General features: G+C 56.3%; 11 protein-coding genes. 10 read left to right on the forward strand and 1 reads right to left on the reverse strand.

The window, feature by feature from the left end:
- Window positions 1-3 precede the first annotated feature (3 nt).
- Complete coding sequence (locus tag ACWNRM_RS12215; protein ID WP_485171080.1) at window positions 4-1,578, reverse strand: tetratricopeptide repeat protein; 1,575 nt, start codon at window positions 1,576-1,578, stop codon at window positions 4-6.
- Window positions 1,579-1,892: 314 nt separating this feature from the next.
- On the opposite strand from ACWNRM_RS12215, the gene flhA reads away from it, so the two are divergent.
- The 10 genes from flhA (at window position 1,893) to ACWNRM_RS12265 (ending at window position 15,124) form a co-directional block, all read left to right on the forward strand.
- Entirely contained in the window at window positions 1,893-3,998 is a 2,106-nt protein-coding gene (gene flhA / locus ACWNRM_RS12220) for a flagellar biosynthesis protein FlhA (protein WP_485171112.1), read from the forward strand.
- 158 nt (window positions 3,999-4,156) lie between these two features.
- A complete protein-coding gene (locus ACWNRM_RS12225; RefSeq protein WP_485171081.1) occupies window positions 4,157-5,731 on the forward strand; it encodes a methyl-accepting chemotaxis protein in 1,575 nt (524 codons plus the stop codon).
- 50 nt (window positions 5,732-5,781) lie between these two features.
- Entirely contained in the window at window positions 5,782-7,533 is a 1,752-nt protein-coding gene (locus ACWNRM_RS12230) for a DUF1217 domain-containing protein (RefSeq protein ID WP_485171082.1), read from the forward strand.
- Window positions 7,534-7,541: 8 nt separating this feature from the next.
- On the forward strand, window positions 7,542-8,966 hold the full coding sequence (locus ACWNRM_RS12235) for a FliI/YscN family ATPase (RefSeq protein WP_485171083.1): 1,425 nt from the start codon (window positions 7,542-7,544) through the stop codon (window positions 8,964-8,966).
- Window positions 8,963-9,376 carry a hypothetical protein gene (locus tag ACWNRM_RS12240; protein ID WP_485171084.1) on the forward strand — a complete coding sequence of 138 codons (414 nt, stop codon included), beginning with the start codon at window positions 8,963-8,965 and terminating at the stop codon, window positions 9,374-9,376. The genes ACWNRM_RS12235 and ACWNRM_RS12240 overlap by 4 nt, the downstream gene beginning before the upstream one ends.
- A 132-nt stretch (window positions 9,377-9,508) precedes the next feature.
- Entirely contained in the window at window positions 9,509-10,267 is a 759-nt protein-coding gene (locus ACWNRM_RS12245) for a hypothetical protein (RefSeq protein ID WP_062165219.1), read from the forward strand.
- Window positions 10,268-10,285: 18 nt separating this feature from the next.
- Window positions 10,286-11,392, forward strand: coding sequence for a flagellar motor protein MotB (locus ACWNRM_RS12250; RefSeq protein WP_485171085.1), 1,107 nt, complete (start codon window positions 10,286-10,288; stop codon window positions 11,390-11,392).
- A gap of 65 nt (window positions 11,393-11,457) precedes the next feature.
- Entirely contained in the window at window positions 11,458-12,330 is an 873-nt protein-coding gene (motA, locus tag ACWNRM_RS12255) for a flagellar motor stator protein MotA (RefSeq protein ID WP_023980041.1), read from the forward strand.
- A 286-nt stretch (window positions 12,331-12,616) separates the two neighbouring features.
- A complete protein-coding gene (locus tag ACWNRM_RS12260; RefSeq protein WP_485171086.1) occupies window positions 12,617-14,308 on the forward strand; it encodes a hypothetical protein in 1,692 nt (563 codons plus the stop codon).
- A gap of 78 nt (window positions 14,309-14,386) precedes the next feature.
- On the forward strand, window positions 14,387-15,124 hold the full coding sequence (locus tag ACWNRM_RS12265) for a flagellar hook assembly protein FlgD (protein ID WP_485171113.1): 738 nt from the start codon (window positions 14,387-14,389) through the stop codon (window positions 15,122-15,124).
- Window positions 15,125-15,194: the final 70 nt, after the last annotated feature.

Raw genomic sequence — 15,194 nt, forward strand, 5'->3', positions numbered from 1 at the left:
GCATCAGACGCCTCGCATATCGATCCAGAGTCTCAGCGCTTTTCCGACTTCTCGAAGGACAGGAAGGAAAGAGCGCTCATTCGAGCGGAAAATTCTCATTGTAGGGTACCATGGGCTCCCTGTTCCGGAATCCCCCCAGCGCCAGCACGCATCCCAACGGCTTATCAACCATACGGGACAACCAAGCGCTCCGGCGAGATGCGCGGGTGACGTGTCGACCGAGATGATCAGATCAAGATTACGCATGATGGCCGCCGTATCCGCCATGTCTTGTACCTCGCTCATGGGATCATGAATTGTCTGACCGGCCCAGCTCTTCAGCTCTTCCCTTGGTGTCCCGAATTGCAGATTGACGAAGGTCGCCTCAGCCGGGAGGAGCGCCTCGGCGAGATCGCTGAAGGAAATCGAGCGCCGCATATCAGCCAATGCGTATTCTGAGCGAAGACGCCGTTCGCCTGCCCATACAAGACCGATCCGCGGTCTACCCGCTGGCAGCAGGGCCGCCATTTTTTCTCGGTCAGCGGGGATATCGGTAATGTATGGAATGCAGGTTGGAATATCGTGCACCGTCCGCACCCCGCTGATAAAGGGCAGATCCGGCACGGGGCACGCGTAATCATATGCGTGGTTCGTAGCAGCACTCACAGGGTCCAGCACCGTCAAAGCCGGGTAGGACTGACGCACAAGGCGCACCAGAGAGGCGGGCACACAGACGTGGATTTCGGCACCACGCGCTGCAAGGGCGGGTAGGTGACGTATAAACTGGATCGTATCGCCCAACCCCTGCTCCTGAAAGACAAGGATACGCTTCCCTGAGAGGCCGGTATCAGGACGGAGCCGCTGAATGCTGCGTACCCAGCCCTGCTGTGGGGTTATCTGCAATTCGCGCTCGAAATAGAGTGGCCAGCCTCTCTCAAAAAGACCCGCCTTGATCAGGGTGCAGGCATAACCGAACGCGATAGCTCTGCGTTCAGGGCTGATTCTGAGGGCTTTTTCATACCACGGCAGGGCTTCAACGGAGCGATTGAGCCGCTCGAGCGCACAACCGGCATTATTGAGCAGTGACGCTGTTTCATCTCCGTCGTTGAACAGAGATTTCAGCACCGCAAGCGCCTCAGCAGGATACCCGACTTCAAGCAGGGACATGCTGATGAATTCCCCGATCTCCGCTTTCTGCCCGGGATATGTTGCCATCATCTGTGCAAAGCTTGCGCAGCCGCCGCTTACGTCCCCGCGCACGATCTGCAAATGGGCGGAGAAAGCCTGGGCGGGCACATTGTCAGGTTGCAGGCGTATGACATTGCGCAGCAGGACCCCAACGATGTCGTAACGCGTTGTGAAACGCAGGATGAGCGACGCTCCCGCCATGGAGAGCTTCCACTCGTCCTGATGGACTGCCATCGTTTCGAGTACAAGTTTTAATCCGCTGATCCCGTCACCTGAGCCCAGCAGGGCCTCGCATGCCTCAACAAACTTCCCGACATCCGGCGGTGCACCCGGGATTTTCCACCACTGCTCAGCAGGCGATGAAGCATGTGTCAGATTTCGCGGTTCCGGACTAGCCGTGTCTTGTGTCATGCCATCACCGATCATGTTCAGGTCATTTCGAAAGCAGGTTAGCGATCCATGAACGCGTAACGCTTAATATCTTGCCTCATCTACGCGAGACGGGATACCTCTTGGCGCGAGATTCAAGCGCCTGCCGCAACGATTGGCGTATCATTCATTTCAGGACGACAGGTCGGGGCCCATTGCGCAGCAATGCCGTCGGCATCATGACTTAGGCTAGGAAAGCTGACATTTTGGAAAGCGCAAACGTCTCTCCGGTCCGTGCCCCTTCCTCCAGCAAATCGCGCACGGGTGGCAACGCTGCCTCAAAACTTTTTTCTTCCTTGTCCGGGCAAGTAACGAAGGCATCTCAATCCGTCAGAGATGGCAGTTACAAGACCTCCTGGCGACGTGCGATCCCCGGCACCGATGTCGGCCTTGCGCTCGGCGTGTTGTTGCTGCTGTCGATTCTGATCATCCCTCTGCCGACGTTCATTCTCGATCTCGGTCTCTCATTGTCGATCACATCGAGCGTGCTTGTTCTGATGGTTTCCCTGTTTTTGGAGAGACCCATTGAATTCACCTCATTCCCTACCCTGCTTCTCCTCACGACACTGCTCCGCCTCTCGCTCGAAATCGCGACAACACGCCTTATCCTGAGCCACGGCAACGAAGGCACCTTTGCCGCAGGGCATGTTGTCGCCGCATTCGGAGGGTTCCTGATGGGCGGTGATGTCGTGATCGGGGGAATTGTCTTCAGCATTCTTCTCGTCGTGAACTTCATGGTCATCACGAAGGGCTCGGGACGCATCGCTGAGGTCGCAGCACGTTTCTTTCTCGATTCCATGCCTGGCAAACAGATGGCCATCGATGCTGAGCTGTCGTCAGGAGCCATCAACGACAAGGTAGCACGCCTCAAGCGCAGGGAGCTCGAAGACGAAAGCTCGTTTTACGGTGCCATGGACGGTGCTGCAAAATTTGTCCGCGGTGATGCCATCGCAGCACTGATCATTACAGGGATCAACATTGTCGGGGGGTTGGCTATCGGTGTCCTCCGGTACGGCATGCCTATCGGCGATGCGGCGAGCACTTTTACAACGCTGACTGTCGGTGACGGACTTGTGTCCCAGATTCCTGCCCTGCTCGTTTCGACAGCCTCCGGTATTGTGGTGACCAAAGGGGGAACTGCGGGGTCGGCAGACGTCACGCTTGTCCGCCAGCTCGGCGGAAACCCGAAGCCCATGGCGATGGCCGCGATTCTGTCTGGCTGCTTCGCGTTGATGCCTGGGCTGCCAGCGTTTCCGTTCCTTATCATTGCTGCCCTTGCGGCCACCGCTGCATGGTGGCGCTGGAAAGTGCCGACACCAGATGAAAATGACACTGACGTCAGCGAAGCGCCCCCGGCCCCTGCAGCGTCACCTATTTCTGATGTGCTCAAACTGGATCTGCTTCGTCTTGAGCTCGGGTTCGGGCTTCTTCCAATGACCAATGGTGAGAACGCGCAACTGACCGAGCAGATCAAGGCGCTGAGAAGAACAATCGCATCCGAGATGGGCTTCATTACACCGCCCATCCGCATACAGGACAATATCGTCCTGCCGTCTGATTGCTACGTTATCAAACTGAAGGAAATCACCATCGGTAGTGGTGAAGTCCGGCCTGGCCGCCTCATGGCCATGACACCATCGGGGGGCGCTCCCGATCTTGAGGGCGAGAGGACGTCTGAACCCGCTTTCGGTCTTCCCGCCGTGTGGATTGCACCGGCCCTCAAGCCGCGAGCCATGGCCCTCAAATGCACGGTAGTCGATCCTGCGAGTGTTCTGGTCACACATCTCAGCGAACTTGTGAGGCAAAATCTGCCAGATTTGCTGACTTACGTAGCGACCCAGAATCTGCTCGATGAACTGCCCCGGGATCAGCAGAAGCTGGTGGGAGACCTCATTCCGTCACAGGTCACCCTGAGTACGGTGCAGCGTGTGTTGCAGTCGCTTCTCGCCGAACGGGTCTCGATACGCGATCTGCCCACAATTCTAGAGAGCATCCAGGAGGGTAATGGTCTGGGCTTGCGAGGCATCCAGGCCCTCACCGCTCATGTGCGCGTCCGCCTCTCCCGACAAATCTGCAGCGGCCTGGAGGGGCCCGCAGGTTATATCCCGATGATTACTCTCTCTCCGGAATGGGAAAACGACTTCGCCGCTCATATAGCCGGACAAGGCGATGACCGGCGACTTGCCATGCCGCCATCCATGCTCAATCGCTTCGTGATCAAACTGCGCGACGCCTTCAACGCCGTTTCAGCAAGTGGCGAGGTGCCGGTCATCGTGGTCTCCTCGACTGTACGCGATTCAATGCGATCAATCGTTGAGCGCGTACGCCCCGCGGTCCCGGTGCTATCCCAGGCAGAGATCTATCCCCGGGCACGTATCAAAACCATCGAGACGATTACCTAGGCCTCACCTCGCCCCCAAAAACCAGCCCGAAAGGCTCCGCACGACCAGATCATTGACAATGATTACAAACAATCCTCTCTTCACGCTCTCTTGAAGGTTTGCTCAATAGGGGGCGCACCGCACCATTGAGTACCAACGAACAAGCGAGAAGCTGCAACATGACTGAAACCCTACTCTCTGATCTGGCACGCAGGCAGGATTTCATTGGCATGGGACAGAGTGATCTCTCCTCGTTGCGCTCGATGGCCAGTCTCATAGAACGGGAACTCCCGGGAGTACTTGACGGCCTCTACCGGAAGATCCGTGAAACACCGCGCTCACGTGCATTCTTTACTGATAACGCCCATATGGAGCGTGCTAAAGAGGCGCAACTCGCCCACTGGCAACGTATAGCCAAGGCGCGGTTTGACGAGGATTACGTTGCACATGTCACAAAGATAGGGATAACTCATGCCCGTATCGGGCTGGAACCCAGCTTTTACATCGGTGCATATGGCCGGATTCTTGTTGCTCTGATGCATGAAATCATCCGCGATGATCAGCCCCGGGGTATTCTGAAAAAGCTGTCTTCACACAGTGTGGATGACATGGCTGGACGCATCGAAAGTCTGACCAAGGCTGTCCTCATTGAGATCGATCTTACAATATCGGCTTACCTCGATGGCATGGACCAGGCCCGTCTCCGTTTACAGGAGGAGCAGACGCAGCGTGCGCGAGAAGATCAGGCAACAGTTGAGACTCTCGGTCAGGCCCTGAGCGCCCTGGCGAATGGTGATCTGACCCTCAGGATTGCAGATGGGGCAGTCCCGGAGCGGCTGGACGCTCTTCGTCTGCACTTCAATCAGGCTGCGGTCACGCTCCAGAAGACGATACACCATATCAGCAACGAGGCCGTGCATATTGGAACAAATGCCACCGATATCGGTCACGGCGCCGATCAGCTTTCCAGCCGTACCGAACAACAGGCGGCGGCTGGGGAGGAGATGTCAGCAGCGCTTGGCCAGATAGCCGGCAGTGTGAAGCAGACCGCTATCGAAACGCGCAAAACCGAAGAGATGGTTCTCGTGGCCCAGCGTGAGGCAGAACATGCCGACATCATCAGGACCGATACGATTGCCGCGATGACTGCCATTGAGTCTTCCTCAAAGGAGATCGGTGGCATCATCACCATCATGAACGAGATTGCATTCCAGACCAACCTTCTTGCCTTGAATGCGAGCGTGGAAGCCGCGCGCGCCGGTGATGTCGGTCGCGGCTTTGCCGTGGTGGCCGAAGAGGTCCGGGCCCTCTCACAGCGCTCTCGGGAGGCAGCAGAGGCTATAGGACGGCTGATCGCTCAATCGGATGCCCATGTGCGTCTCGGCGTCACGAAAGTGCGAGAGACCGGACTGGCGCTACAAAAGGTGATGGATCAGGTTCGGGAAATCAGCAGCGCCGTCACAGTCATCGCATCATCTGCGCAGAGACAGTCCCAAAGCATCGGCGAACTCAATGTGGCAATGAGCGACCTTGAGCAGACAACCATGCAGAATGCAGGCGCGGCCGAGGAAAGCGCAGAGGCAGTGAAGAGCCTCGTGTCAACAGCAGACTCTCTTGCAGAACTCGTATCGCACTTTGCCTTAAGTGATATCGAGCGCAATTCGGCGTCAGAAGGAACGTCCCCTCCCTCGGCGCGAGGAGCGCACCCGGGGAGAATGATCGCGGGAGAGGCCCATCTGGAAACCTCTTCGTAATTTTCTCCCGTTAGGATTGAGCAAGAGCGGAGGAACCCCGGGAGACGTGTATGGCCATAACAAACATATCACCGGTTGCCAGCTACCTTTCAGCCCTCAAGGATGAGGACCTGGCCGCATCGAATTACGCCAAGAGCGATATTGCAACGAAGCAGGCAGTCGCTGCCTTTGAGAAGAAAGCGCCTGCGATAACCTCTGCTGATGCCCTCCTGAAAGATTATTCCTCTCTTCAGGTCGTACTTGGGGCGTTTGGGATGGGGAGCTACGCCAATGCGACAGCACTCATCAAGGACCTGCTGACCCAGGACCCCAACTCCAGCACATCTCTCGCCAAGACGTCTCAAAACGCAACATGGCTTGCCTTCGCCGACGCGTTCAAGGTCTGGGGGCAGAACAAGGGTAGCTCTAGCGACACAGCGTTTATCGCTGGTAGCGGTTCAACGGCGCTCAGCACGACCTATACGCCGACCAGTTCTGTAACGATGAGCGCAACGCTCCCCTCTGCAGGGGCCTCTGGCCAGACATATGTTTCGCCCGCCGTCGATGCGTATGACGATGTTTCCGGGGCTCACAAGATCGCGCTTCAGTGGACACAAAGCCAGACGAACCCTTTGAGCTGGAGTGTCTCTGCCTTTGATGCCGAGGGCAACGCATCGGTCGCGAGCAATGCGTTTCAGGTAACATTTAACAGTGATGGTACGCTTGCTTCCGCGACCAATACGACCACCGGAGCAGATATTGCCTCGGGTGCAGCCGGACAGGCGGTCGAGCTGCCCATCACGCTCAACGACGCGAATGAAAAGGGTCAGGCAATATCAATCTCGCTGGGCACGCTTGGGGGCAGTTCAGGCGTGATCATGGCTGGCAACAGCTACCAGGCTACCAGCCCAACCCAGTCGGTGCTGTTGCAGAACGTCGACTCTTCCAGCACCTCGCTCTCAATGCCCTCCGCGACAATCGGGGCGCTTTCCGGCACCGGACAGACCTATATCACGGCCCCTTTCAATCCGAACCAGACGTCTGACGATACGAACAATGTCACGCTCGGTCGGACGTACCTGTCGGTCAAATGGGCGCAGAGCAGCAGCGATCCGAGCACCTGGAGTGCTTACGTCGTCGATCCTTATGGTTCTACCGTCAATAGCACCATGGTGTCAGTGGGGTTCGATGGCTCCGGCAACGTGCTTCAGGTTAACGGGCAGTACACCCATGACATCCCCTCGCTGCAGGCAACGGTCAACGGAGTGCAGTACAGCGTCGCTCTCCAACCACCCAATCTGTCACAGAGTTCCGAGGCTAGCCAATCGGTGCTCAAGAGCGACAGTAAGGTCTCCAGTACGGTTGATGGTGTGTCGATCGATCAGATCGTTTCGAACTATCAGAAACAGCAATATGAATCGAACGACGCCAACACGGATAACGGCGTAGGGAACGCTCTGTATTTTACGCGCAAGATGGCCAGCGTCACCTCGCTCAGCCAGATCATGTCCGATTCCAAGTTGCTTCAGGTGGTTGAGACCGTATCAGGCTACGATCCCTCGACGTTTGGTGCGCTGAGCTACGATCAGCAAGTGCGCATGCTCACGAGAAAGGTAGACTTCTCGAAACTCAATACTCGTGATCAGATCCAGAAATACGCTGAACAATATCTGACCCTTCTTCAGATCACTCCGCAGCCAGCGGACAAGCCTGCGGACATGCTCGATCTGTTTGGTGGTGACGACTCGAAATCAGGCATACTCGCGTTGTTCGGCGATGATGACAGCTCTTCTTCATCCAGCATTTATTCTGGTCTGTTTTGACCGATCAAATGCGCCTTGTTGAAGACTTGACACTTTCCCGGCTCACACAAGAGCTTGGTGCCCTTGCACAGGCCGTCAGAACGCCCTTGCACGACCTTCCTGTTGCATGCCTGGAAGGAAAGGTCACTGCAGTTACGGGCCTTTCCGTCGCATTAACCGGTATGACGGGCTTTACTGGCGTAGGTGATCGGGTCACCCTCGCAGCCCTGGATGGACGTGAAATCGATGCCGAAATTGTCGGCTTTCGTGACGAGACGGCCATTGCGATGCCATTCGGTGCCCTTGATGGCATTGGGGCTGGCTGTCGCGCTCTTTTTCCGCTTCTGCCATCGGGTGAACGTCAGAAACGTTCCGGCGCAAATCTCGTGGTCAATGATCATTTTGTTGGTCGCGTGATCGACCCCATGGGCAAGCCCATCGATGGGAAAGCGCCCCTCTCCCCAAGTGGCCTATCGTGCAACCTGCGGGCGTCGCCGCCAGATGCAGCGTCTCGCGCACGCCTCGGCCCCCGGATGAGCCTGGGTGTTTCCGCATTGGACCTGTTTGCTACATGTCGCCAGGGACAGCGGCTCGGACTTTTTGCGGGTTCCGGCGTAGGCAAGTCCACGCTTATGGGAATGCTTACGCGCAACAGCACTTGCGATATCGCCGTAATCGCTCTCGTTGGGGAGCGAGGGCGTGAGGTAAGGGAATTCCTTGAGGATGATCTGGGCGAAGAAGGGTTGTCGAAGGCCGTAGTCGTCGTTGCAACGTCCGATTCTCCCCCATTAATGAGGCGGGAAGCTGCTTATACCGCCACGACGATTGCCGAGTATTTCCGAGATCAGGGAAAATCAGTGCTGCTTCTGATGGACAGCGTCACACGTTTTTGCCACGCCTTGCGAGAAATTGGCCTGTCTGGCGGTGAGCCCCCCGCAACACGAGGCTATCCTCCAAGCGTTTTTGCCGAATTGCCCAGACTCCTTGAGCGAGCAGGTCCGGGGCTTTCAACGCGAGACGGGCGTGCAGGACAAATAACCGCCATCTATTCGGTCCTTGTCGAAGGAGACGACCATAATGAGCCCGTTGCAGATGCGGTTCGCGGCATTCTGGACGGGCATGTGATAATGGATCGACGCATAGCGGAGGCCGGACGTTATCCGGCTATAAACGTGCTGCGCTCCCTTTCCCGCACGGCGTCAGGATGCAACACCCGTGAAGAGAATGCCCTGACGCGTGAGGCACGCGCGACCCTGGCAGTGTGGGAGGATATCCGAGATATCGTTCAGCTTGGTGCCTATCGTGAGGGCAGTGATGCCAAGTCGGACCGGGCCATCAGGCTTGCACCGGAGATCGATTTTCTACTCCAGCAGGAACGCATGGAAGTCAGAGCCCTGTCCGACAGTTTTCTTGCCCTCAATAATCTGATTGCTGCCTATGGCGGACCACAATGACCCATCGCCTGCGCTGCCTCGCCACTTTGGTCAAAATCCGGGAACGCGAAAGACTTGATGCGCAAACGCAACTGATTGCTGCGCAGCAGCTGCAGGATGGTAAATCCGCGAGCCTGACTTATGCGACAGACGTACTTGCCGAGGAACGTCGCATTGCAACGGCGGGAAACGTGACAATGGAGACGTTTCGCGTCTGGTTTCCGTCTGGCCTTGAAAAGGTCGCGTACGCCAGAGAAGAATATCACAACGCTTCTGCCGCGACAGAAACTGCGCGACCTTTCGCTCTGGAGACGGCAGTCAGACATAAGGCTACAGAAACGGTCTTTCGGCGTCTGGAAAAAGAGCGTAATGATTCTCACACACGCCGTGAGCAAGCCGAACTCGACGAGTTATCGTTGCGTAAGCGCTGATTCATAGGCGAATGTCTTTGATACGTCGCTTTGAACGCCCGAGAGTTTGCGTTTTTTAACATTCGCAAACCTCGTCATTTCACTCCGCCAGTCAGGTGGAGACCTCATATTCCAATAGCGATCAGGAATGTTATGGAAGAGATACAGAACGCCAAGATATTCATTGCGACGCCCTGCTTCGGCGGGCTTGTAACGCAGGAATATATGGAATCGATTATCGCCTGCACAAGCATCATTCGTATTCCCATGACCTTGTCCCTCCTGGGCGACGATGCCATGGTGAGCCGCGCGCGCAACACGCTCGTTCATCAGTTCTATACACGCTCGGATGCAACGCATCTTCTTTTTGTAGATGCAGATATCGGGTTTCCCGCAGAGGCGCCCGCCCGACTGCTTGCAGCCGACAAGGATATCGTTGCCGGGATGTACCCTATCAAGGAGCGCTTCTGGGACAAGGGAACCCAGGAAAATCTGAACCGCGGTGAAAAGCTTGAAACAGCCTCGCTACGCTACGTCGGTGAGACGGATGCGATGCATTCCTCGTGGGACAAGGGGCCGTTGTTCCGAACCCATTACGCAGGCACCGGATTTATGATGATCAGCCGCAAGGTGATTACAGCGATGATCAAACACTATCCGGAGACCGCCTACCGGCGCATAGACGCGGCGGGCTCAGGAGACGGAAGCATGTGTCACGCCCTGTTCGATGGAAGCATCGATCAGGAGACCGGCACCTATCTCAGCGAAGATTTCACATTCTGCAAGCGTTGGCGCGATCTGGGCGGCGAGGTCTGGCTGGATACGTCGATCGCTCTCAACCATGCAGGACGCGCCTCGTTTGAAGGTACACCCGCGTCCCGCCTGGGCATGTTACATCTGAAAGGGCGATAACGGGACCCCTGAGCGCAGATGGCCAGAAAAAATCGCCCCTCCGTCATCATCCGTCGCCAAGATGAGGATGGACACGAGCCCCATCATGGTGGTGCATGGAAAATCGCCTACGCGGATTTCATGACGGCCATGATGGCGTTTTTTCTCGTCATGTGGCTCCTGAATGCAACGACTGACGAGCAGCGCCGGGGGATTGCCCAGTACTTCAACCCGCTGGCTGATGAAAAATCGGCAATTCCGCCGGAAAAAATCGTTGATACTCCCCCCGCTCCTATGATGGGCGGGAGCAGTTTTGATCGTCTCGAAGACAATGAGAATATGGATACGGCGGGGCCGGTGCCCGTTCCCTATGAAGGGCATGGCGCTTCGTCCCCTATCGAGGCAGTTCCGGCCTCCCATCATCAATCCGAGCATGAATCGCTGCCGGCCCAGGCGGCAATCGTTCCCATAGGGGGCCCGGAAGCAGGATCGCGTCATGATAAACCTGGCCCTGTCGGGTCCGAGGCATCGAGAGCCGAGCAGGCCAACCTGCATGATATGACACGCAATCTGGAACAGGCACTCAAAGCAGGCAAAGATACCAGCGATCATCTCGACAATGTGGCGATCTCTTATGGTCGGGATGAAATCAGGATTGAGCTTCACGACACCGAAAATGTGCCAATGTTCGAGCTTGGAGCCTCTGCACCAAACAAAGCCGCACGCGCCATGCTGGGCGAGATAGCAAAATGGCTCGCGCCGATGCCGGAGCGTATCTCAATCGTCGGGTATACGGATGCAGCCCCTTTCAAGGGCAAGGATGCAGGAGGAATGTCCAACTGGACCTTGTCCGCCTTGAGAGCCGATCAGTCACGCGAAATTCTCGTCAAGTCGGGATATCCTGACCCCAGGATCCTGGACGTATCAGGTGGCGCAGATCGGGAACTTGCTGACCCGGCAATACCGTCAGCCGCAGCGAACCGCCGGGTCGTTATCATCATGCATCGCTTGCATCCCGATATAAATCAGCTGGAGGCCAGATCAGGCAATCTGACAGGCGAGCACGAAAAACCCGTGGATAATAGACTCGGTTCGCCTAAGATCATGCCACAGGCTGGGCACAATGCCTCTTCTCCAAACCCTTAGCATTCTCCGACATCACATCAGATACCTTTCAACATTCAGCCTCGAATAAGAAACGGAATTCAAAAATGCTTTTTATCGGGGGGCTTGTCTTTTCCCTTCTGTGTGTTTTCGGCTCATTCGCTGCATCAGGCGGTGTAATGGGGCCACTGCTCGCATCCATGCCCTTTGAACTGATTACAATTCTAGGTTCGGCGCTTGGCATTTTTGTTATGTCGAATTCCATAGGTGCCCTCAAGGAACTGCCGCACAACTTCAAGCTTGCGCTTAAAGGGCCGCAATATGACAAGGCCGCCTATGTGGATCTTCTCGTTGTTCTCTTTCGCCTGACCCGTCTCGCTCAAGCCAAAGGGGCGATGGCGCTCGAGGAGCATGTAGAAAATCCGCAAGACAGTGGTATCTTCGCGCTCTCTCCGAAGGTCCGTGACGATACGGAAACCCGCGATCTTATTTGCGATTATCTGCGCCTGGTGAGTCTCAATCTCGAGGACGCCTACCAGCTTGACGACGTCATGGCCCGCGAGCTTCGCAAAAATCAGGCCGAGAAACTGCATATTTCAGAGTGTCTAACAAGTATTGCTGATGCCCTGCCTGCGCTGGGTATCGTCGCCGCTGTGCTTGGCGTGATTAAAACCATGGCCTCAATCAGCAAACCTCCTGCCATTCTGGGCGAGATGATTTCCGGGGCACTCGTCGGAACATTTCTGGGCGTTCTGCTGTCCTACGGGGTGGTGGCTCCCCTCGCCTCAAGAATTAAAGCGGTGATTGTGCAGGATGGCCGTTATCAAGGCATTATCAAGACGGTCCTAGTTGCTCATCTCCAGGGCAATCCCCCGCAGGTTAGCGCCGAAATCGGGCGAAAAGAGATTCCCCCGGCTGCTATGCCGAGCTTTTTCGAACTCGATGTCGCCCTAACAGAGTCTCAGGGAGTCGCCTCATGACACTCCTGACCTGCGAGATGACGGAGAGGTCAATATGAGAGTGAGAGAGAGACAGGGTCGATCTGTGGCGAGTGATAAGGCATCGCGGTCAAACCTGCCCGGCAATGCCCCACAACTCACTTCGGGCGCCGCAGTGTCGGGTGCCCCCCTGCCGTCCCCCCAGTCATTCCGCAGTCAACTTTCGTCAGCAACTCAACCACAGAAAGCTGTTTCGAGTGCCCTGACGCCTCCAACTGACAAATGGTCAGATGTCGTCAGCGGTGCCTCACTGGCCGTGGAGGGAGGGTTGAGCGGTTCAACGTCTCTAGCCAATGCCCCACCCGACATACTCCCGACACTGTCGAGCAAAGGGCAACGCACCAGCTCCGGGAAAGAGGATGAAGGCTCGATCAGCAACGAAGCCGTGAGCAACCAATCATCGGTCGCAGTGATGCAAGGGGGCTATTTTTTAGCCTCAAGCCAGGTCCTCGCCCCCTCTGATATGGGTCCTGCCTCAACGTCCGGACAGAGCGACATACGCACATTCGCCAACGGCTCGTCGTCGGACGGATTCGATATTTTCACACACGCAGCGCCCTTCGCTTCGGTACAGGCACCAAGTGGGTCAGCAATCCTGCAAAATGCCGATATCTCCTTCCAGCGGCAAAGCTCGGCGTTGTCAGGACAATCGGATACTGCCGCCGCCATTGCTCAACCAGTCTCCGCCGGTGCGCCCCCGCTCCCAAACCCGTTCCTTGGCGACGCAACGCAGCTACCGATAACGCCTGACACAACATTTGGCCGCAGCGCCCTGACTACCCCGCAAGGATTATCAACTCCAGCGATTGGGGCCTATGTCGGGCTTGCCTCCTCGTCAGGCGCTTCTGTCAGCAGCGGGCGGGACGACGGGAGATTGTCATTACAGCCAATCATTAACGCGTCCGCCGTATTCAATCCGGCGGCAGCGATAACCCAAACAGGAGGGACTTGGCTGGCGACACAGTCCGCTGCCGTTATCTCTGGTACCGGTGGAGGCTCATCATATCTGACGGATGGTACCCTCGCTCAAGGCTGGGTAGTCACGACCTTGCCAGACAATAGCCAAAGCAACACGCTCACTTCTTCGATCATCAATCAAGCGACCGTACATCAGAGCGAAAGACAGGCGCATTTTGGATCTCTTTCCGACAGCGCAGGCAAACCTGCCGCAGGCGTCACGCCCCAGCTATCTGGCGCAGCAGATGAACCGGATTATGAAAGTGACTGGTCCGGCATCGCAGCGTTAGGCGGTGCGACAGGTAGAGCAGAGGGCGAAGAAACATCGTCAAAAGGAGATAACCCGCCCGAGGATCACTCTGAGGCAAAGGCAGAGACGCCATTGCTGGTCGCGCAACTTGCTGATGCCATCGGGGGGTTACACAAGGACTTTGGATCGATGGTGCTCAACGGCCAAAGAGAGGACGGGCAGCAAAAGACCTCAGATCCTATGGAAAGAGCGACATCGAACTCCACGACGAATCAAGGTGACCAGGCACAGACCGCGTCCAGCTCGACGACGACACTGACTATGACGTTGCAGACAACTGATACGAGTCCGATTCAACTAAGCCTCGAGGGGCAAAATGGGATAGCGACACGCATCATCCTTCAGAGCGATGATGATTCCACTGCGGAAAGCCTGAGCAAAACCAGACACGATCTTATCGCCTCCCTGCATTCAGCTGGAATTGATACGACTTCGATCAGAATCGACATCGTCTCATCCGTGTCTGGCGGGTCCGGTGCGCAGACCCACGACCATCACGCCCAGAATGGCATGAACCTGTTGATGCAAGGGCAAAACTTTGCTGGCGGTGGTCAGAATTCCAACCCCGGATACAGACAGCAAGAGAGTAGACTTGGGACGTCCGAACCCGATAATATAGGGGATACCGGCGTTATATTGCGGGCTTCAGAATCCGCCTTGGCAACCAATGGCCGCGTCAACATCACGGCTTGATGACAGACATTCAACGCTTCGACTTTTTTCACAAGGGCAACAACATTGGCAACCTCGTCGATCAGCAACGAAACTGCATTGCTTCAGGCCGCTGAGTCCACCGCAAAAGCTTCGGCCAACTCTTCGTCATCAAGCACCTCATCGAGTTCGAGTGCTGCCTTGGGTCTCTCGTCCCTTGCGAATAACTATACAACATTTCTGACGTTGCTAACGACCCAGCTGCAGCATCAGGATCCCAGCAGCCCCATGAGTTCTGACTCGTTCACCTCTGAACTCGTCCAGTTCGCCGGTGTGGAGCAGCAGGTGCAAACCAACACCAATCTGTCATCCCTTATCTCGCTCAACGAGAGCAGCCAGCTCAGTTCGGGCAGCCAATGGGTGGGACAGACAGCTACGGCGAAGTCGACCACGTTGCCCCTTCAGAGCGGTGCAGCCTCGCTCAGTTTCAGTGCAACTCAGGGCCAGAATGTGGCCATCGCCGTTAGCGACTCATCTGGAAAAATCGTCAAGACCGATACAGGGTCCGCAGTTTCGGGCACCAACAAATGGACATGGGATGGGACTGACAATTCGGGTAACAAACTGGCGGACGGCGCTTACAGTGTCGCGGTAAAAACGATCGACTCTACCGGCACCACATCCGACGTGCCCTTTACCGTAACGGGCATTGTGACAGGCGTTACGAAAGGAAGCTCCGATCTTGAGATTCAGATGGGAGGTGCCACAATCCCATTGTCGAACATCACCAATTTCAGTGGCAAGACAACCTCGAGCACAACCCAGAGTTCCGACAGCTCGGATAGCGTTGAGGCCTAAACAGGACGACGAGGTAGCGCGATACGCAATACCTCGCAGGCCACCTTCCCAAGGCATGACAAGTCAAGCA

The organism is Asaia sp. A2, assembly GCF_057319415.1.